A 21,144-nucleotide genomic window follows, 5' to 3' on the forward strand; every position below is an offset into this window, starting at 1 on the left:
AAAGCATCAACATCCCCTATCATAATTTATAATATATATAATTAACAATAATTTAGACAAAAACAAACCGCAACATTTCAAAATATGGCTGTTTAGCCACATGATGGATTATTTGTGGTTAAAACTAAAAAAACAAGAGAATGTTTACCCAAAATATTAAAATCATTATATATTTGTAAATTCACATCCCGAATAGTAATATTTTCGGGTGAACAATATGAAGAAATCGGCGTTTATGGATGATTATACAGATTGGGATGATATAAACAGCGAAGATGTCCTCGAAGGAAACACGGCTGCCTTTGAAGAATTATTCAAAAGGAATTATCAAGCTTTATGCAATTATTGCCAAGGCATTGTTGCCGAACACGACAAAGCGGAAGATATCGTTCAAGACGTATTCGTGTACTTGTGGAACAATCGCTCGTGTATAGACATAAAGGTTTCATTAAAACATTACTTGTATTCATCCGTTCGTCATGGCGCTCTAAAAGTTTTAAAACGCCAGTTAATGGAACAACGGCATTCCCCCCTATTGGCCGAATTCATTGCAAATCTCCAACAAACAGAATACACGGAAGAAGAAGTCATTGAAATAGAAAAGATGAAAAAAGCACTTGCCTCGCTTCCGCAACAATGTCGCAATATCTTTCTAATGAGTTGTGTCGACGAAAAAAGCTACAAACAAATCGCGGAAGAACTGAATATCTCCGTCAATACCGTGAAAACACATATCACGAAAGCCTATCGCATCATCCGATGTTATTTCAAGAATACCAGCCAGTTGCTAGTATTTATTGCATACTGTCGAAGGATTAAAAAATAAAAAACGCATTTTTTTCAAAAAAAGTCATTTTCAGAATCACCCATTTCCGACTCTTGATGCCCTTTATAGTAAATCAATAGCCAAAATGGATAAAAATAAGAAATTCATCATACACAGGGCTGCCAACTCCATGAAAGACGACCACTACAACATGGGAAAAGCATGGAAACAAGTAAAAGGCAGAAGCATAAACAAATCGAACCGCTTCATAGCACTTCGCGTTATAAAATACGCGGCATGTGCCCTGCTTATGCTCGGTATTACCATATACCTAATGCATAACAACACGACGGAAAACAAAATAACAAAAACTGCCTCCCTGCAAACGGGAAAAAACGAATGTTCCCAAGTTCGATTAGTATTGGCAAACGGGGAAGAAATCAGACTAAGCAAACAACAAAAAACAATCAAGGTCGAAGAACTGGGCATGTCTTTCACCCGCAACAGCGTGAACGGACAACTGCAATACCGGAACAACACCGACTCCCTAAACGGAGAAATTGAACTCCGTTACAACGAACTATACGTACCGAAAGGTGCCGATTTCTACTTGAAACTCCCCGATGGTTCAATCGTGAATGTCAACTCGGAATCCAAGCTCCGCTTTCCCGTGCAATTCTCGTCCCACAGCCGGGAAGTATATCTGGAAGGAGAAGCCTTTTTCCAAGTGGCAAAGGATTCAACCGCACCTTTCACGGTTCACGCCGGGGACAAGGCTATTACCGTTCTGGGAACAAAATTCAACGTCAGTGCCTATACCGACGACTCGAAGTGGATCACCACACTCGTGGAAGGCAAAGTCATGGTCACTCAACAAGACCGGAGCGACATCCTGCACCCGTCTGAACAACTGACCGTCCATAAAGAAACGAACATCGTGGAAACGAGAACCGTGGACACGGAACTATACACCTCATGGATTGACGGCAAATTCTATTTTAAAGGCTACCGGTTCGAGGACATCGTGAAAAAACTCGAACGGTGGTATGACTTCAAAATGATTTACCGGGACGAGGAGATCAAGGACATGACCTTCCGGGGAACTATCGATAAACATCAACCCTTGGAGCAATTGTTACGTTATCTGGAAGAAACAACTAATATTCACTTTAATATTCAAGACAAGACAATTACAGTAAGTAGAACAGACTAAAAAAAGGAGTGCTATCGGCAAAAAAGCACCCCCCTTTATTGTAAAAACCAAAACCTGTGAAAGCTACGGCAAATAGCTGTACAGGATTAATTATCACTTTAACGAACAAATTTATGAAAAAAAAAGCGTATGATCACACCTTTAACCTACAAGAAAGGTTAAAAAAAGGAGCTTTGCTCTGTGCATGTACCATTTTCTGGTTACTGGCAGGCATCTCCAACTCGAATGCCGCCACAACCCCGGAACAGGACAGCGTCAAATTCTCGAAACAGCAAATGATGATTGAACAAGTCTTCGACGCCATCACGAAACAATTGAAGTACGACGTCTTTTACAGCGAGAATGAACTCGAGGTAAAGAAAATGGTACAACTTCCCCGCTTGAAAATGGGATTGATTGAAGTACTAAATCTCGTTCTTCAAAAGGAATTCACGTACAGGTTCAACGGGAAAACCATCATCATCAGCCCCGCGAAAACCACCCCTGACCAACAAAACCCAATCCGGGGTATCGTGAAAGACGAGAACGGGGAACCCCTGCCGGGAGTAACCGTCCTCATCAAAGGCACAACTACCGGTGTCTCTACCAACGCCAAAGGTGAATTCACCATCGTCTCCCCCGAGAAACCGGAAGCCACCCTCCTAATCTTCTCGTTCGTCGGCATGGAAACCCAACAAGTCACCCCCAAAAGCGACTTCGTAACCGTTATCATGAAAACCACCCTCAATGAACTCGACGAAGTTATCGTCCGCACGGGTTACGAGAACATCGACAAACGGAAGCTGACATCATCCGTCTATACGGTAAAAATGGAGGATATCATGGAGCCTCTTACAACAACATTAGATAAAATGTTACAAGGTAAAATTCCCGGCATGGCAGTTTTACAGATGAGTTCAACCGTGGGTGCCGCCCCGAAAATCCGCATACGTGGATCTTCCACTATCGTGGGAAGCCGCGAACCTCTTTGGGTACTGGATGGTATTGTGCTGGAAGACCCGGTTCCCCTTAAACCGGAAGAACTGAATAGCATGGATCAAGTAAATTTGATAGGTAATGCCATCTCGGGTATAAACCCGGAAGATATTGAACAAATCGACGTATTAAAAGATGCTTCCGCTACCGCCTTGTACGGAAGTAAAGCTGCCAATGGCGTAATCATGATTACCACCAAGAGGGGTAAGTTTGGAAAACCAGCCATCCAGTATAGTATGTCTATGGGGTTCACGCATCGTCCGACAGTAAACCAAATGCACTTGATGAATTCTAAAGAAAGAATCGAAGTTTCCGAAGAGATGGTCGAGAAGGGATTACAGTTTGTTGATGACGGAATAACTGGTTCCGTGGGATACGAGGGACTTTTAGTTCAATTGTACGGGAATAAAATTAGCTATAGCCAATTTCAGAAAGAAGTAAAGAAAATGAAAGAACAAAATACGGATTGGTTTAAATATCTATTCCGAAATGCATTTAGCCATAATCACACGTTATCCGTTTCCGGGGCAAATGAAGCAATCAACTACTACTTCTCCGTGGGATATTCTAACGAAAGAGGATCATCTTTGAAAGAAAACGCTGAACGGTTTAATTTTAACACAAATCTCGACATCAAGATAAATGATAAAATGAATGCCGGTTTTGGTCTTAGTGCCTCTCATGGAGAAACCAATCGCCCCGCAGTAGACCTCTTTCAATATGCTTACACGACTTCCAGAGCTATTGCTCCTTATGACGAGGATGGATACTATAATTTCTATGAAATTGATACAGGATACGAGAATACTCCCTACAAAACTCCTAATTTGATTTACAATATCTTCAACGAACTGAATTCCACGAGCGGAACAAACAAATTATTGAGCTTGAATACAAGATTCAATTTCAGCTACAAAGTAGCTTCATGGTTAAGTTTAAGTGCTCTATGTTCTTATAATGTCAGTTCAAATTCAAGCGAGGATGTGGCAACCGAAGAGAGTTACGCCATATCATCTTTGAGAAGACTTGTCTACGGTTATCCGGTAATCGACCCTGCAAAAGAACCCAATTTTGCGACGAGTTGTGAATTGCCTTTCGGGGGAAAATTGGATAACTCTGATAACAAGAATACCAATTATTCCGCACGTTTTACCGCATCATTCCAAAAGACTTTCAATGACGTTCACGATTTTAGCCTTATGGGAGGATTAGATATGCGCAGCGCACATAGCGAAGGACATACCTCCACCTTATTAGGTTATTTGCCGGAACGCGGCAAAAAAAGCGTCGAAATCAATCCTCGCATATGGCTTGCTTACGGAACTCTATTGGAAAATAGCCGCCCCACAATTTCAGATAGCAAAAAGAATGAAATGTCCTATTTTGCATCCTTCTCTTATTGCTATGACGACCGGTATATTTTTAACGCAAATATAAGAGGAGATGCCAGCAATAAATTAGGACAAGATAAATCTGCCCGTTTTTTACCTATTTGGTCAGTTTCCGGTAGATGGAATATTGCCGACGAGGATTTCATGCAAAATGTCACATGGATGGAAGGACTAAATATTCATGCCTCTTATGGACTGCAGGGGAATGTAACCGAAGCTCATAACCCGAATATGGTAGCTAATGTCGGAAGTATGGACCCCGTATCCCAATACTACGAAAGTACCATAAATTCTCTTCCCAACAGAGGGCTCCGGTGGGAAAAAACAAGATCCTACAACATTGGTACAGATTTCTCTTTCTTCAATAAAAAATTAAATGCAACTTTTGAATACTATAACAAGAAAGGAAAAGACCAATTGCTCTCCACTACGATAGAATCAACCAACGGGGGTACCAGCGTCACCATCAATGACGGAAATATAATCAATTCCGGTTGGGATTTCTCCATATCCGCCACTCCGATTCGCTTGGAAAAATTTAGCTGGAATTTAAGTTTGAATACAAGTAGAAGTTATAACAAAGTGACCAACTCGGGAGAAATGGATAAATATATTGTTAGCCAATACCTAGATGGTTCTCTTGTCAAAAACGGACGTTCATTAAATAGTTTTTATTCTTATCGTTACGGCGGACTGAACGAAAGAGGGGAAGCAACTTTCTTGGGAATATATGCCAAAGACGAAGAAGGCAATGTCATCATTTCATCCCAAGAAGAAGCCTTAAATAGTGCTTTGGTTTATAGTGGTAGACGGGAACCGCTATTTTCAGGCGGTTTGAGTACAAGTATCATGCTTTACAATTTTACATTAAATGCCTCCTTTGCTATGCAATTCGGTTCAAAAGTCCGTTTAAATGACCTATACGTGGATAATAGTCGTCTTCCCGGTCCCAGTGAAAATATGTCTGATGAATTTGTAACTCGTTGGAGAAAGCCGGGAGATGAAAAACATACTGATATTCCGAGGTTGACCGACGAAAGACTAACTCCCCCCGGATTATATTACCACAATGGGGGAGCTGCAACGATTGGAGATAACGTGTATGATTTTTACAATAACAGTGACTTACGTGTCGTATCCGGAAATTTTGTACGTTGTCGCTCACTCTCGTTATCTTATTATGTCCCTGCCTCCACTTTAAAACATTTATTTTTGAGAGGAGCATCATTAAGTTTCTCTGTCTCCAATCCATTTGTCATCAAAGCTAAAGGATTAAAAGGACGGGATCCCGAACAAGTAACCTTAGGTAGTGGCTCGATACCACCGCAAAAGAATTTCAGTTTTAGTTTGAATGTAACCTTCTAAATAAAAGTAACATGAATAAACTATATTACATATTATCGCTGTGTTTCCTTTGGATGGGATGTAGTGATTTCCTTGAATACAAGGATCAAGATAAAATAATACCCCGCGAGTTAAAACACTTTGACGAACTGGTATATGGAGAAATAATAAAGAAAACAAGCGGAAGCGAGATGAAGGCGTTGGATTTTATGACGGATGACATCATGAGTGTTGTCTTACCCATAGAAGGATCATCCAGTAGAAGGGATAGCCGAAGCGAATTTTTCGGTTATTTCACATGGGCAAAAAACAACCAGTTAGATATGGAACAACGAGAAAGAAATGATAATAACTGGGCGTTTTTCTATAATAAAATCCTGAGATGCAACATTCTGGAAAATGATGTCAGCCAATTCGAGGAAGATCACGACCGGGTAAAAACACGTCTATTAGGAGAACTGACATTCATGCGAGCATTGGCATATTATTACCTAGTAAATATATACGGTGAGCCCTACGAAAATAAAGAACAAGCCAAGAAAGCGTTGGGAGTTCCTATTAACACGGCAATCAGTATCGAGAAAAAAGTATATACAAGGGCAAAATTGCAGGAGGTATACGACTTAATTGAAAAAGATCTGCTACAAGCAATCGATTTATTGAAAGCAGGCGATCAAGAAAATTCCATATTCCGACCTAACGTGAACGCAGCTTACCTTTTTCTGTCCAGAATTTATTTGCAGCAGAAAAGGTGGGAGGATGCCAAGAAGATGTCTTCAACCCTAATAACAGAAAGCGGTGCAACGATTGAAACCTTGGAAAACATGTCAAAATATATCGCCAATGGAATAACTTTGTACAATAATTCCAACAAAAGTATTTTATTTTCATGGGGAAGACGTGATAATAGTCCTCTTTCAACATCAACTTCTGAAGCAGGTCATTGGGAAGTCAGCCAAGATTTACGCAATTTATACGTAAAAAAAGATAATGCTGAAGATATTCGGGCTACAGCATTTTTTGATAAATACAAACCCTATTATCCCAAGAAATATTATATTTTCACGAGGAGTTGCAATGATTGGTGTTATCGAATAGAAGAAGCTTATCTAAACCGGGCTGAAGCCTGCATTGAATTAGGTGGAACGGAGAATATCGAACAAGCGATGAGGGATATAAATAGTATTCGCCGTTCACGTATAAAAGGTGACTATGAAAAAAACACGAATGATGCGGAAGAAGCTAGAAAAATTATGCGGGAGGAAAAGAGAATGGAATTTTGTTTCGAGGATTGCAGGTGGTTCGATATTCGCCGTTGGAAAATAGAGATAACTCATAAATTCCAAGACCTAAATGCCCCCTTGGCCGCGGACACCTATGTCCTTACAGCCGGAAATCCGAATTACATTTTAAGTCTTCCACTGGACGTTCAAGACAAGAATTTTGAAATTGAGAACTTTGAACGGGTTGAAACCTTAGTTAGCAAATAATTAAAACAGAATACGATGAAATATTATCAATTCTTATTAATCATCATACTTGGTATCAGTTTCTATAATTGTTACGAAGAAGCTCCTATTGTTGCCGAAGAAATTCCTTACAAAAGGGTACAGATGTATGATACAAATTCTACTGACAAGGTATTGAATTTCGTGTCACGATATTACTACAAATACAACCGTTTTTTTATAACAGATCCGGATTCATCTGATTACTTGTACAATTTCAGTTCAAAAAATGAATCCCTTGAATTCAATTACCCGAAGCAGGAGCAAGAGCATTTATGGAAAGGGATTGAAATGATGCAGAAATTAGTACTAGACGCGTATCCCGAAGAATTTATTCGTAAACATTTCCCGTATAGTATTATTCTTGCCGATGATGCCATCGCCGATCCGGCTCTTCTTGAAACAGAAGTTTTATCTTGTATAGGGCGTTACTTCTGCATTTTTTCCATTCAAGATTTGGGACAAATGAGTTTTAATGAAAAAGCCGTAGCCAGTTCAAAGTCACACGAAACATTATGGAGATATATCGGGATGTATGATAAGGGAATCAATATCCCCGATGAATTTTATCAATACGGAGAGTCCTTACTTCTGTACGGTCAACTTATACAGGATGAAAAACTGGAATATTTATATGAAGAGGAAGCTCGTTATGAATTAGGATTTCCCCGCATGTTTTTATTCTATGATATTATTCCCGTGTTTCCGTACAAAGGAGAAGATATCGGCTACTGGATAAGTTTCTTGATCGACACGCCCGATGACGAACTCCAAGTCCTATTAAAAAAATATGAAGTCATGCAAATTAAATACGATCTCTTGACCAAAGCACTGAAAGAGATGGGTATCGATTACAAGAAATTAAGATACACGGAAAAATAAAAGTAAAACACACAATTATATTTTAAATAAATCTTTAATAATGAGAAAACTGTATGTTGTGCTACTAATAGTAGCCCTAGGAACTTCTTGCCTTTTCGCGAACGGGGCAGAACGGAAAAAGAAAAAATCGAAATCCACGGAACAAGTGGAGAAAAAAGAGGAGAAACCGCAGAGTAAGTATGACAAATTCATGAAGAAATCCGGTTTACAAACAATAAAAGGAGAATTTCTTACTTTTCACCGGGAGGGAGAAAAAATTTACATGGAATATCCTGTAAAGAACATGGGGAAAGAAGTTCTTTTGGGTAGTACTCTTTCCAAGGTCGGTAACCCGCAATTCGCGAACGTCGGATACAAAACGAATAACCCTTTACACTTACGTGTGGATTTACAGGATTCAACCGTCGTATTCAGTTTCCCGAACATGCTTGCCGTTTGTACATCGAATGACAAGAATATGCTTCAGGCTCTGGAAAAAAATTACATGGACATGGAATACAAGCGTTTTCCCATGGAAGCGTATAATGCCGATAGTACGGCGGTCATATTTAACGCGACCGATTTATTCAAGAATGATGACGTATCTCCATTTTCAAGGGCTGAAGGTATTAGCATTTCGAAAGGCAAGACCGGAAAACCTTACTTCGGCAAGATGAAAGTATTTGATGACAACGCTTCAATTGAATTATATCAAAATCTCGATCTTTCCATCAATTTCATGATGATGAGTTTCTCGCTCGGTGACATAGCAAGCTGTTCTACCATTTCCATGATCTTGTTACCGGAAGGAAAAATGAAGCCCAGAATCCAAGATTCCCGCGTCGGGGTATTCCCTACATACGGGCATAATTTATTAGGATTCTTTAAAATTGATCTGGCTCAGAAGGAAGATGGTTTACGGGGATACGCGCTAGCTAACCGTTGGCGTCTGGAGCCTTCCGATATGGAAGCGTGGAAAAGAGGAGAACTGGTTGAACCGGTGAAGCCAATTGTCTGGTACGTGGATAATACATTCCCCGAAGAATGGAAACCGGCCATTCGTAAAGCTGTTTTAAGGTGGAACCCCGCATTCGAGAAGATCGGGTTCAAAAATGTAATGCAAGTGCATGATTTCCCTGTTAATGATACAACCTTTGACCCGGATAATCTAAAATACTCGTGTATCCGTTATTCTCCTTGCCCTACACCCAATGCGATGGGTCCGAGCTGGGTAGACCCTACCACCGGAGAGATTTTAAACGCTTCCGTGATCGTGTATAATGATATCGTGAAATTGAACAACCAGTGGCGTTTTATCCAAACGGCACAAATCGACCCGCGGGTAAGGGCAAAGAAGATGCCGAAGGAGATCATGGACGAATCCATTGAATACGTGATCGCTCACGAGATAGGACATACATTAGGATTAATGCATAACATGGCTGCCTCAAGTGCCTATCCGGTAGATTCTTTACGTTCCGCTTCATTCACTCAAAAATACGGAACGACTCCTTCCATCATGGACTACGCCCGATACAATTACGTGGCGCAGCCGGGGGATAAAGGGGTAAAATTAACCCCACCGGCTTTGGGCGTTTATGACGAATACGTGATCAAGTGGTTGTACACGCCTATTCCGGAGGCCACGAATATGTGGGAAGAAGTAGAGATTGCCGGACGGTGGATTGACGAGAAAGCAAATGATCCCCGTTTTCGTTATGGACGTCAGCAAATCGACGGACGTTACGATCCTAGCAGCCTCGAGGAAGATTTGGGCGACGATCCGGTTAAAGCCGGGACTTACGGAATAAAAAATCTGAAATATATCCTTTCTCACATGAACGAATGGATTGACGAGAAGGGGGATACCCGTCACCGAAGCGGAATGTACGAAGAAATTCTTAACCAGTATTTCCGTTATTTGGGTAACGTGATGTACCAGATTGGCGGGATTCATTTATCACAGGTAAAAGAAGGCACCGGTACGATGAAACCGGCACAGCCTTTGCCTCGTTCCATGCAAAAAAATTCCTTGAATTGGATTTTGCGCGAACTTCGGAATTGTACATGGATTAATGCCCCGAAATTGACTGAAAACTTCGACTTGCACACGAATAGCTCGTCGAAAATAGCTTTTGCTATATCTAAAAGTCTGTTGACAACCATTCCGCAAAATGTTACACTGGCTTCCCATATTGCCAAAGAAAAAGACGCATACACAATCAGAGAATATTACGATGATTTGTATGTAGGAGTATTTGCCTCGACGATTCAAGGGCGCAAATTGACATTGGAAGACAAAATACTTCAGCGTGCTATTATTGATGCCGCTCTTAAAGAGGTGGAGAAAAGTAAAAAAGGAAATTCCTTTTTCACAGACAAAACGGCGAACGTGTCTTCTTTACCATCCATAGAAGAGATAGAAGCGTATGGGTTAGCTCCCGAACTCAATTTCCCTTTCACCCGTGCACGGTTGATGGACATCGAGGAACAATACGGCAAGGGAAGTGTTGCCGCCATTTGTCTTAAAAAATTCGGGGAAATGGCTCCCATGTTTCAAGATGAAGTAAAAATAAACGTGATTAGTGAAATTCCGGCTTATCAAACCAAGATCCTAAAAAAGGCTCAAACTTTAGTGAAAAGTAAACTTGCTTTCGCTCACAGGGATGATAAAGCACATTATGAACTCTTATTACTTCGTGTCGAGAATATGTTGAAAAATTAATCTCAAAGGGCAAACGCATTTTCACGCGTTTGCCCTTTCTATCACACATATTCACACGGATCAATCAAACAGATAATTCAATTTCAAGACCAATAAACGATAATGTTCACGGGTCTTATCATTTCCCGTATTCGATCTCGCTTTAGCCGTCTGGTAAGCTTTGCGTAAATACTTCATCACCACCGGACGCTTGTTTGTTCTGTCAATTCTCGGGCTCAAAACAATTTCACTCAAAGGATCCACCGGATTAAAACTATGGGATTCACAATACGCGTGGCAACTACAAGTCGTTTCCATAGCGTAATCAGTCAAAGCCTTGCCACTACCCGCGCTTTTAAACTCTCCTTTATCCATAAACTCTTTCAAATTATCCACGAAAGAATTTTGAAAAGCCATGTCACACAACCGTAAACTTCCCCCCTTGCGAGAGAACATGTAGTCATAGATAATATTCAAATAATCATCTATCGTGAACACGTTCTTCTCGTCGATCTCGTTCAACTGAAGGCGTCCAAGGAACTCGCGAGTCAACATTTCACTGAAGAATTGCGTTTGTTGCACGTAGGGCTTTGCCGTAGGGCCCACTATAGCCGTAACTTTATCATTCACGATCCAGTTAGGCAAATCGTTCAAATTCTTCAACACGAACGTCAAAGCCTCCAACTGTTTATTTTTAGGCACGTATTGATACAATTGCACGTTATTATCATCAAACCCTTTAGGATTAACGTACATCCCTCCCACGTTTACCATAGCATGGTTCATAAAGCGGAAAAATTGCTCTATAATTTCCTTGTAGGTACCCTCAACAGCCGCGTATCCCTCGTCATTCACGGCCATCCAATCCACGAAATTAGCCGTAACATACTTCAGATTCTTCAACCCGTAGGTATTCGCCTTGATCACATCATCACTCAAATCCTCGGCTTGAGAACGCGGGTCAAAATTAAACTGGAAAACCTGTTGCCCGTAGAAACACATTTTGTTCCCGATTTGCTCTTTAATCCATGCCCGCAAAGTCGCTTTCTCGTCATCCGGGTTCTTCACGTTCGGCAATACCTGATACCCGTACTTAATAGCAAATTTATCATACTCCCCAACCAACGGCGGCGTTAATTTCACCCCTTTCTCCATGTCACCGGGCTGTGCCACGTAATTGAAGCGGGCGTAGTCCATGATGGAGGGAGTCGTACCGTATTTTTGAGTAAATTCGGGATCTCTTAGCTTCTCCACCGGATAGGCAGCCGATGCCCCGAAATTATGCATCAACCCAAGCGTGTGCCCGATCTCGTGTGCCGCCACGTAACGCATTGCTTCCCCCATGTTCTCGTCGGTCATCACCGGACAACGCACGGAAGGATCTACCGCCGCGGTCTGAATCATCCGCCACTTGTTCAACAAAGTCACCACCCCATACCACGAAATCACATCTCCACACAAAATCTCTCCCGAACGGGGATCTATCCAAGAGGGTCCCATGGAATTTTCTCTCGCGGAAGCCACGAAACGATAGCAATTATAATGAATATCATCCGGATCAAAATTAGGATCATCCGTCGGGTAATCTTTCACCACGATCGCGTTCTTGAACCCGATAGCCTCGAAAGCGATATTCCAATCCGCGATACCCAACTTCACGTATTTTCTCCACTTCTCCGGGATAGCCGGATCCACGTACCACACGATCGGTTTTACCGGCTCAACCAACTCTCCCGCCAAATATTTTTCCATATCCTTAGGTTGCAAATCCCAACGATTGATAATCCCGTAACGTTGCAACTGATCCTGATTCTCGTCAAACAAAAAACGGGTTTCCTCAAAAAATCCGACACGCTCATCCGAATAACGGGGAGTCATCGGCTTCTCCGGCAAAATAACAATATTACGAGCCTCGATTGTGGTCAAGGGACCTTCCTTGTCTGTCGTGTAAGTCATCATACTTTTCACGATAACATTATCCTCGAATGCCTTAAACTCCTCGATTCTGGAACGATCACTCTGGAACGTACCCCCGAATGGCACAAACGCACGCACTTCTGCCGGAAGATCCGGAAACGGGGAAAATTCTGCGATAGAAGACAAGAACAACGAAGTTGCATCAATCACGCAGCTACTGGAATCCTTGGATAATACCTCTATTTTAAAGGCCTTCCAAATCGGCGGGTTACTATGTCTTTTGTATGCCTCGTACATCTCCGAATCCTCCTTGCACTCGTACCTCAAATGCGGGAAATGAATATACACCTTATTCTCATCACACGAAAAAGTAATCAATAGCGGATCCCTATTAATGGTTCCCGGATCAATCTGCCACGTGCGACTCGTCGAGGAAACACGAGAACTGATCAAGAAATCCCGGTTCATGATAGCCTTCGGAATCTCCAGATAAATCTTATCCTTCTTCTTGATCACGTTAAACATCCCCTCTTTCACCTCGGCATCCTTCATGAATTTTTCATACTCACTCGTTGACGTGGCTTTCGAAGTGGAGTCTTTCGACTCCACCTGCTCCTTTGCCGCCTTCTTTTTCTTCTTCTTTCCCCACTCTCCACCGGCAGCATTCACACTAGCAACACTAAAACACAGTAAAATAACAATATACAATACTTTATTCATAACATCTATTTAAAAATTACTTTATTATATCTTCTTCATTCGAGATTCTATCACTATACCAACCTTTTACAAATTGATCCCCCATTATAGGATAACCTCCCCTTTTCAACTTAAATATCTCTATATCACAATTCATCATTTGAAACAACTTCATAACTTGATATATTTTTTTTTCATAATCATTCTCAAATGCATAATGATATTCTTTTCCTTTGTAAGTAATAGTTTTATCTACTACAATATCATAAATATTAAATTCAAGATTGTCTAATCTATAAGGATATTCAGTATCACTTAACGCTTCTCCCAGTACTCCAAGTCTTCCCATTGATACCAAAGCATAAACATCACGTTCTAACACAAAATATGCAAAAAGAGGTCCTATAAAACTTTCAGGATATCCTTTTGCCTGTTCTCTTCTTAATACATTATTTACATTTTTTGCAAAGCTATAAATATCAACAAGATCAAAAGTACATTTCATATTTGTATGTAACACATAAACACCCGTGAAATCAGAAACATCATAAGGTTCTGTGTATGGTCTATCTATATCTTTTCCTAAAGGTCCCCCAGACCTATTCCAATTATAAAGAATACAATAATTTACGTCATGACTTAAATTTTCAAGATACGATTCTATTTTTTGTTCATTCCAACAATACATAATATAATCTTGATATTCAAATATACCCCATGCTGGCGTTAATTCTTTATAGCATATACATGGATATCGTCCACACTTTTTACAACAAATACAACTTATATTTGTTTTCCCACATTGTGGACATATATGATAACAAATACATGGATTTTCACCACAAGAAGGACAAGCATTAGGATTTTTCTTCAATTCTCCAATTTCTTTCCACCTATTACTAGTATAATACCAATAAAATCCATCATTTAAGCATCTATTTATATTATGCACATCACGCTCGGCAGCAGAAACATCACTTCCATCAAATATGGGTGATATATTAATATTTTCAGCAAGTAAAAGATTTATTAATCCATGTTTTTGCAATTTCAACCATTCACCACTTGGTCTTGCTTTCTTATCTTGAAATACAACAAAAACCCTTTGAACACCAAAAACACCATAAGTCCCTGATAGAAATGAAGCAATATCATTCCTTATATCATCAGGATTTTTCATCAACTCATAAATTTTATTCACAAAAGTCTTATCATAGAAATCCCACGCTCTTTTCCAACAATCTTCGATCTTTTCATTTAGTAAACATCTCGATTGCATCACAAGTTCTGTATCCACGTACTTAACAATATACAATGAAAGATCTGAACAAGAAAGTTTCTTGGAATAATAACTAACCAAAGAGCGAATTGTATCGGCTTTTAAACATTGTTCTGATAATTCTTCATCCTCACAAGAGTAAATAGCATCCCGATTCTCCTTATACAAAGCTGCGAGATATTGAAAATCATTGCGTTTTATAAGCGAATCATAAACTTCAATATCAATGTTATCAAACATTCTATTATCGAAATTCTCTAATTCGTTTTCTCTCTCTAGATCGTTCATATTTTCTCTATGGCAAGCATAAAAGAAAAATAGAAAAACAATTAATAATACAAACTTAACCATAAAACTGTTATTAAGATTCTAAATCAAATAAAAGTAATACACCATAAACAATATAAATGTATCATTTTGAAGAGAGCAAATTTCAGGTGGAATTTAGATTCCACCTGAACCATATAATTAATTCTTAGCTTTATACCCCATATTCTTATAATCAATACCAATTTTTTGCAATTTTGCATCAATAATATCCAACCGGGCTTTTACCCTTGGATACTTTGTTGCAATTTCTTGCAATTCTTCGCTAGGTATAGTAAGCATTCCCGTGAAAAAATATTTAAAATCAGTATCATCATAAGTAGGAAAATCAGTATAATCATATCCATCATTGGGATCAGTACTCCACCAAGGCTGATAGTGATCAACTACAATACCTGTAAGAAATCCTCGTTCATACCATTCTTCCTTGGGCAATTGAGCACCTTGATAACGCCCACGAAATTCTTTACTCACGGCATAAAAATCCTCCGGAATTACAAACCCACTTCCATATGCAGCACAAAAATCCAATAAAAAACCTAAATTCCATTTAGCAGAAAGTTCTTCTTTTTCTACTTCCGTCATCTTCAAAACATCCTCATTTACTTTTAAAGATACATGATATTTCGTACAATAAATATCTTTATCCATTGGAGTCAATCCTCCCGTATACACAATAGATTTAGCCAAAATAATACTATACGGGAAATATGTTTTTTTAAAATCATCCGAGAATCCGTCCAATAGCATTTCGTTGACAAACTGAATACATTTCAATAAATGTTCCGTGTTTTGTGTTATCTGTTCAACTTTTAAACCAAATTTATATTGGAAATTAAATAAATAATCAGAACTATCCGGATCTGTTATAAATAATTTCCCATATTTATAATAGTATTGCGATACATACTTCCACACAGGATCTGTCGACGTGGTATCATAAGCTCTTTTATAAGTTCCTAAATCCGCATGAATTTTGTCTTCATCAAAACAAGCGGATAAGAGGGCACCACCCAATAATATAGATAATAACAAATATTTTTTCATAACAGCAAACTTATTTTTTTACAATAGTTTCAACTCTCACCACTTGCTCTATCTTCTCGTTACGCCGTTGAATATCCAACGGCAGAGGCAAAATATAATTTGGACTTTCGGCTTCCAATACAAAAGTTTGATATTCATTTTCATCATTAATATCTTGGTATTGATGTTCTACAGGTAATCCCCAACGTCTAATATCAAACCAACGTATGTCTTCAAAACAAAACTCTTTTCGTTTCTCATTCCTCAAAATTTCAATAGCTGCTTCATCTACACTTGCTTCTAATTTTGGCTCCTCCCCTTTCACTCGCTGTTTGTAAACTTGAGTCAAATCCTGCATAGCCAAATCACGCTGATCAGTATAAATATATGCCTCTGCTCTATTAAAATACGCTTCTTCTATGCGATAACACATTCTGTAACATTTCGAATTTGATTCACTAAACTTATATAATACAGCCCCATCATAATCCCAATAAACATAAGAATTTCCTCGAACATCATCAGGATTTTGTTTAATCATATTTTTCAAATCAGGAGAGACACAATATTTTCCAATGCTATAAGAATTACTATTAAAACCAGAAACAGCATCACGATTCCACCAAGAAAACAATAAATTTCCACCATCTCTTGATATCACAGGATGTTCATTACTGTAATTATTCCCGGTCATTTTCTCAAGAGGTAATATAGATTTGTTTGTTTCCTCCAATAAATCATTGCAAACCGTTATCACGTCTCCATAACGCTTTTGTTCCAAGTAAATCCTAGACAAAAAGAGACGGACAACATCTTTATTCGGACGGAATATCGTATTCTTCTGCTCACCTTTCCCTAAATTAACTAGTGCGGATTTCAAATTTTCTTCAATTAACTCGTATATAGTCGACAAAGATTCCCGTTCATATATCTTATCCAAAATACTAATTTCTTTATTTACTGGGACTCCCATGGCTGTTTTCGCCTGTTCCGCACTTCGATATGGTTCACCGTACATATTCACTAAATACCAGTAAGACATCGCTCGAATAGCTTGTACTTCTCCCAATAAACGATATTTCACGCCCTCTAGATCATCTTCTATTACACTAACATCATTTTCAATCACGTTACACATTAGTATTTTGTGATATAAAAATTCCCATGCAGGATCTATCATCTCATCCCCATCTGGCGTGATTTGGGTTTCTTTCGCCCAACTATACCAATTCTTATATCGAATCCGCTCATCTGATGAGTTTCCTTTTACCCAACTCCCCACGTCATCGCTCATGATTAAAAGGTTGTAACAAGTAGAACTAGAACTTTTATCGATCAATTCTCCATATATTAATTCATTATACTCGACCAATTCTGAAGGGATAATTTTATCATTATCCTTGTAATCCAGAAAATCACTACATGCCACGAACGAACATACGAGAGGCAATATATATATACCTATTTTCATATTTTATCAATTTAGAAAGTCACATTTAGCATTAAAGAATAATTGTGTTGTGGAGGAATAGTTCCAGATCCCAATGTAACCTGCTCAGGATCTCGCCCCTGTAATCCTTTAGGCTTAATAACAAACGGATTCGTCACCCCCAAGCTCACCGACAAAGATTTCAAATATAACTTCCGCACAATATCGGTTGGTAATGAATAAGACATGGATATGGAACGGCAACGTAGAAAATTACCCGATACCACTCGTAAGTCACTATTATTATACATTTGCCAATAATTAGCACCGACTTCCGAATAATGATTTACCATAAAATCCCCCTTATTATCTGGATTTTGGCTATAAATCGTGATTAACTCATCTGATAAAACAGGAATATTAGTACGTTCTTCATCCCCCGGATTTTTCCAACGATTCACGAAATCAGATCCCATGTTCTGTGCGGGATAAGGTAATTTAAAATTATCACCTGCATACAAATCATTCAAACGAATTTTATTACCCAACGATATATTAAACATCGTGTTAAGAGATAAATTTTTATAACGGAAAGACATTGACAAACCTCCAGACACATCCGGTTCTCGTTTTCCGCTGTATTTAAGTGCTGAAGCTAAAGCTTGTTCACGGGTTTGAATTACTACATTTCCATTTTCATCATAATCTTTCACTCCTTTAAATTTCGGTAATCCATTTCCATCCAATCCATCAAACATATAAGAATAAAAAGAATTCAAAGCGTAACCATTTTTTACAATTGAACCACTTAAATAATCTCCATAGGTACTAGAACGTTCCACGGCATTAGCAACTTCATTATATACTTTAGCCGTGTTAAAAGTCAAACGCCATTCAAAATTTTTCGTTTTGATAGGAGTCGCCACTAAAGAAAGATCCCATCCTTTATTGGTTAGATCACCACCGTTAATAGTCACAATCTTTCCCCCGTTAGTTGAAGTGATCTCGACCGACATCAACTGATCTTTACTTGTTCTTTTATAAACATCAAAAGCTCCGGAAAGCGCACCTTTAAACAAACTAAAATCAAGACCTAGATTAAAAGAATAAGTTTTCTCCCATTTCAAATCCCGGTTAGGCAACTGTAACACAGTAGAGGCATATTCTTCTGAATTGGAATTCAACGTTCCCAAACTAGCTATCAAATTCGGATTATGATCATCCGTTACATTAGCTTGAATACCATAAGAAGAACGAATATTAAAACTCGAAATAACATTCAACAATGGATCCATAAAAGGTTCATCCGTCACATTCCAACGACCGGAAAAAGACCATATCGGCAAAAAACGAGCATTTTCTCCTAATTTATTCGAACCTTCTCCCCGTACATTGGCACTCACAACATATTTTCCCCGATAACTATAGGATGCAGTTCCGTAATAAGAAAAATTATTCGTTGTTTTATCAGTAATTACTGGCTTCATTTTTTGCATTGCCAAAGAAGCAGCTTTCCAATCATCTAAATTTTCCAAAGTGACAAATTGCTTTCCTCGTTCTGGTAAATATCCCCATTCTTCTCGTTTATAACCTTCATATTTTACACTTGTCATATCAATTCCTGCTGTAAAGGATATACTATGGACATCCCTAAACAACTTATTCATACTCACGGAAAAACGTCCTGTAAATGAATCATTCACATCATTACTCGACTGCAAAATACCACCATAGGGTATTTTACAATGAATATTTCTCAAATCCAACAACCAATCATCTCGCATAAGACTTTTATCATACCCGTATGGCAACATTCGATATGTCGATACTTGGTAAGTCTGTTCATCATAATAAACCTCGGATTTTGCAGAACTTGTATTATAAGACAATACAGCATTTGCCGATAACCAAGTTAAAAATTTATAATCTAAACTAACATTTGTTGTAATACCACGAACAGATTGTGTATTTCCAGAATGCTGCAATTCATTAAACACATTATAATCCAAAACAATTTGCCCATCTCCAAAAACAAAAACGCCATAATTTCCGTAAAAATAAAGACTTCCATCTTCGTGATATGCTGGCAATGCACGAGATGTTGTGTAAGCATAATTAAATAAATCCTGTGTGGGGCGATCCGTAGTATTAGTATTGGCACTTAAACCTACAGACACATTAAAACGGTCAGATATTTTAAAATCGATATTTGACATGAAGCTAAAACGTTCTCCTTGTTCTTGCAATTGAGCTCCCCGTTGATTGGAATAACCTGCAGAAAAATAATAGCTAGCTCGTTCGCTTCCTCCAGAAACAGACAATGTATGAGATTGACTAAAAGAATTACGGAATAAAAGATCAAACCAATCCGTATTCAATTCTTTCATCGATTTCACCTCTTTATTGAATTGATTCATATCAATTTGATCATTCCATAAACGATACAAAGCACCCTCATATCCTACATCAGTAGGTGAAAATCCGACAAATTGTAAGCCTCGTTTATGTATTTCTTCCGACACTTCAATCCTATCTTTTGAATTCATCATAAACAACCCATCATAACTCGGACGTTCTACAAAATTCATAGATGTACTGTAACGTATAGCCGGAGCACCCAGTTTTCCCCGTTTAGTCGTAATCACAATCACACCGTTAGATGCCTTTGTCCCGTAAAGTGCCGTTGCAGAAGCATCTTTCAAGACATCAATACGCTCAATATCTTCAGGATTTAACCCAGAAATAGCATTACCAATTAAATTCACTTGATCCATACTATTCAAATCCGTTGCATCCAGCGGAACAGGATCTGTCAAGACAACTCCATCCAATACCCAAACCGGTTCACGATTACCTATCACGGTAGACGAACCACGAATACGAATTTTAGGAGCAGCACCTACTGTTGATGTCATTTGCATTACAGACATTCCCGGAACTTTACCCTGTAACATTTGATCAAGTGAAGAACCTACAGGCTCTATAAAATCTTCTGCTTTCAACGTGACAATAGATGAAGTCGATTCTCTTTTCTTCAACACTTGATAACCGGTAATAACCACCTCATCCATTTCATTCACAACCTCCTTCATCACCACCGTTATCGGGGCATCTGACTCGACTAGCACAGATTTTGCCTCCATCCCGACGAAAGAGAAAAGCAACACGCTATTCTCGGAAACTTTAATCTGAAAATTACCATTTGCATCAGTAGCGGTACCCGTCACGGTTCCCTTGATAATCACGGAAACTCCGGGAACAGGTTGTCCCTGCTCGTCCTTCACGACACCTTTCGCCACGATTGACTTATCTTTCTGCACCTCTTTGATCGTGACTAGATTTCCTTCCACCTTATAAGACAGCTCTGTATCCTTGAAAACCTCGTCAAGCACTTGTGAAACGGTGGCTTTTTTCAAGTTCATCGTCACCTTCTTCTTGCAGGCATCAATCACTGCCGTGGAATACACCAAACGATAATCATGCTTCTTGATAATTTCCAAGATTTCTTTCACGGTTGCATCTTTCACGTTAATGTCTATCGCTTTTCCCGTTTGCTGTGCAAAAAGCGGAAAGCTAAAACACAAGACTAAAAGACATAACAAACCTTGGAGGGGAATTTTTTTGACATGACTTCCCCAGAAATCAGACATTTTTTTCATACATTTGTAAATTAGAATTTAACATTAATGCCTCTTCGGGCATTAG

11 protein-coding genes are annotated in these 21,144 nt (G+C 39.0%); 6 read left to right on the top strand and 5 right to left on the bottom strand.

Features of this window, described 5'->3' with window-relative positions:
* Positions 1-235 precede the first annotated feature (235 nt).
* The 6 genes from CS948_RS17070 (at position 236) to CS948_RS17095 (ending at position 10,783) form a co-directional block, all read left to right on the top strand.
* Positions 236-826 carry an RNA polymerase sigma-70 factor gene (locus CS948_RS17070; protein ID WP_176555100.1) on the top strand — a complete coding sequence of 197 codons (591 nt, stop codon included), beginning with the start codon at positions 236-238 and terminating at the stop codon, positions 824-826.
* 85 nt (positions 827-911) lie between these two features.
* Positions 912-1,979, top strand: coding sequence for a FecR family protein (locus CS948_RS17075; protein ID WP_099293025.1), 1,068 nt, complete (start codon positions 912-914; stop codon positions 1,977-1,979).
* Positions 1,980-2,092: 113 nt separating this feature from the next.
* Positions 2,093-5,710 carry a SusC/RagA family TonB-linked outer membrane protein gene (locus CS948_RS17080; RefSeq protein ID WP_141560978.1) on the top strand — a complete coding sequence of 1,206 codons (3,618 nt, stop codon included), beginning with the start codon at positions 2,093-2,095 and terminating at the stop codon, positions 5,708-5,710.
* Positions 5,711-5,721: 11 nt separating this feature from the next.
* The gene (locus CS948_RS17085; protein ID WP_099293029.1) at positions 5,722-7,179 is read left to right on the top strand and encodes a RagB/SusD family nutrient uptake outer membrane protein; all 1,458 of its coding nucleotides are present in this window, start codon (positions 5,722-5,724) and stop codon (positions 7,177-7,179) included.
* A gap of 15 nt (positions 7,180-7,194) precedes the next feature.
* Entirely contained in the window at positions 7,195-8,079 is an 885-nt protein-coding gene (locus tag CS948_RS17090; RefSeq protein ID WP_099293031.1) for a hypothetical protein, read from the top strand.
* A gap of 40 nt (positions 8,080-8,119) precedes the next feature.
* Entirely contained in the window at positions 8,120-10,783 is a 2,664-nt protein-coding gene (locus tag CS948_RS17095; protein WP_099293033.1) for a zinc-dependent metalloprotease, read from the top strand.
* 60 nt (positions 10,784-10,843) lie between these two features.
* Here CS948_RS17095 and CS948_RS17100 read toward each other — a convergent pair whose 3' ends face one another.
* The 5 genes from CS948_RS17100 to CS948_RS17120 form a co-directional block, all read right to left on the bottom strand.
* Positions 10,844-13,399 (bottom strand): zinc-dependent metalloprotease, encoded by a 2,556-nt coding sequence (locus tag CS948_RS17100; protein ID WP_099293035.1) that lies wholly within the window; start codon positions 13,397-13,399, stop codon positions 10,844-10,846.
* A 16-nt stretch (positions 13,400-13,415) separates the two neighbouring features.
* A complete protein-coding gene (locus tag CS948_RS17105; protein WP_141560979.1) occupies positions 13,416-15,008 on the bottom strand; it encodes a hypothetical protein in 1,593 nt (530 codons plus the stop codon).
* 117 nt (positions 15,009-15,125) lie between these two features.
* Complete coding sequence (locus CS948_RS17110; protein WP_099293039.1) at positions 15,126-16,031, bottom strand: hypothetical protein; 906 nt, start codon at positions 16,029-16,031, stop codon at positions 15,126-15,128.
* 10 nt (positions 16,032-16,041) lie between these two features.
* On the bottom strand, positions 16,042-17,481 hold the full coding sequence (locus tag CS948_RS17115; protein ID WP_099293041.1) for a RagB/SusD family nutrient uptake outer membrane protein: 1,440 nt from the start codon (positions 17,479-17,481) through the stop codon (positions 16,042-16,044).
* Positions 17,482-17,492: 11 nt separating this feature from the next.
* Entirely contained in the window at positions 17,493-21,098 is a 3,606-nt protein-coding gene (locus tag CS948_RS17120) for a SusC/RagA family TonB-linked outer membrane protein (protein WP_099293043.1), read from the bottom strand.
* Between the last annotated feature and the right edge of the window lie 46 nt (positions 21,099-21,144).

The sequence above is a fragment of the Butyricimonas sp. Marseille-P3923 genome (assembly GCF_900184685.1).
Taxonomy (GTDB): Bacteria; Bacteroidota; Bacteroidia; order Bacteroidales; family Marinifilaceae; genus Butyricimonas; species Butyricimonas muris.

Coding starts and splice junctions, on each gene's coding strand:
- CS948_RS17080 (WP_141560978.1), top strand. CDS start 2,093: ATGAAAAAAAAAGCGTATGATCACACCTTTAACCTACAAGAAAGGTTA.
- CS948_RS17115 (WP_099293041.1), bottom strand. CDS start 17,481: ATGAAAATAGGTATATATATATTGCCTCTCGTATGTTCGTTCGTGGCA.
- CS948_RS17085 (WP_099293029.1), top strand. CDS start 5,722: ATGAATAAACTATATTACATATTATCGCTGTGTTTCCTTTGGATGGGA.
- CS948_RS17070 (WP_176555100.1), top strand. CDS start 236: ATGGATGATTATACAGATTGGGATGATATAAACAGCGAAGATGTCCTC.
- CS948_RS17100 (WP_099293035.1), bottom strand. CDS start 13,399: ATGAATAAAGTATTGTATATTGTTATTTTACTGTGTTTTAGTGTTGCT.
- CS948_RS17090 (WP_099293031.1), top strand. CDS start 7,195: ATGAAATATTATCAATTCTTATTAATCATCATACTTGGTATCAGTTTC.
- CS948_RS17110 (WP_099293039.1), bottom strand. CDS start 16,031: ATGAAAAAATATTTGTTATTATCTATATTATTGGGTGGTGCCCTCTTA.
- CS948_RS17120 (WP_099293043.1), bottom strand. CDS start 21,098: ATGAAAAAAATGTCTGATTTCTGGGGAAGTCATGTCAAAAAAATTCCC.
- CS948_RS17095 (WP_099293033.1), top strand. CDS start 8,120: ATGAGAAAACTGTATGTTGTGCTACTAATAGTAGCCCTAGGAACTTCT.
- CS948_RS17105 (WP_141560979.1), bottom strand. CDS start 15,008: ATGGTTAAGTTTGTATTATTAATTGTTTTTCTATTTTTCTTTTATGCT.
- CS948_RS17075 (WP_099293025.1), top strand. CDS start 912: ATGGATAAAAATAAGAAATTCATCATACACAGGGCTGCCAACTCCATG.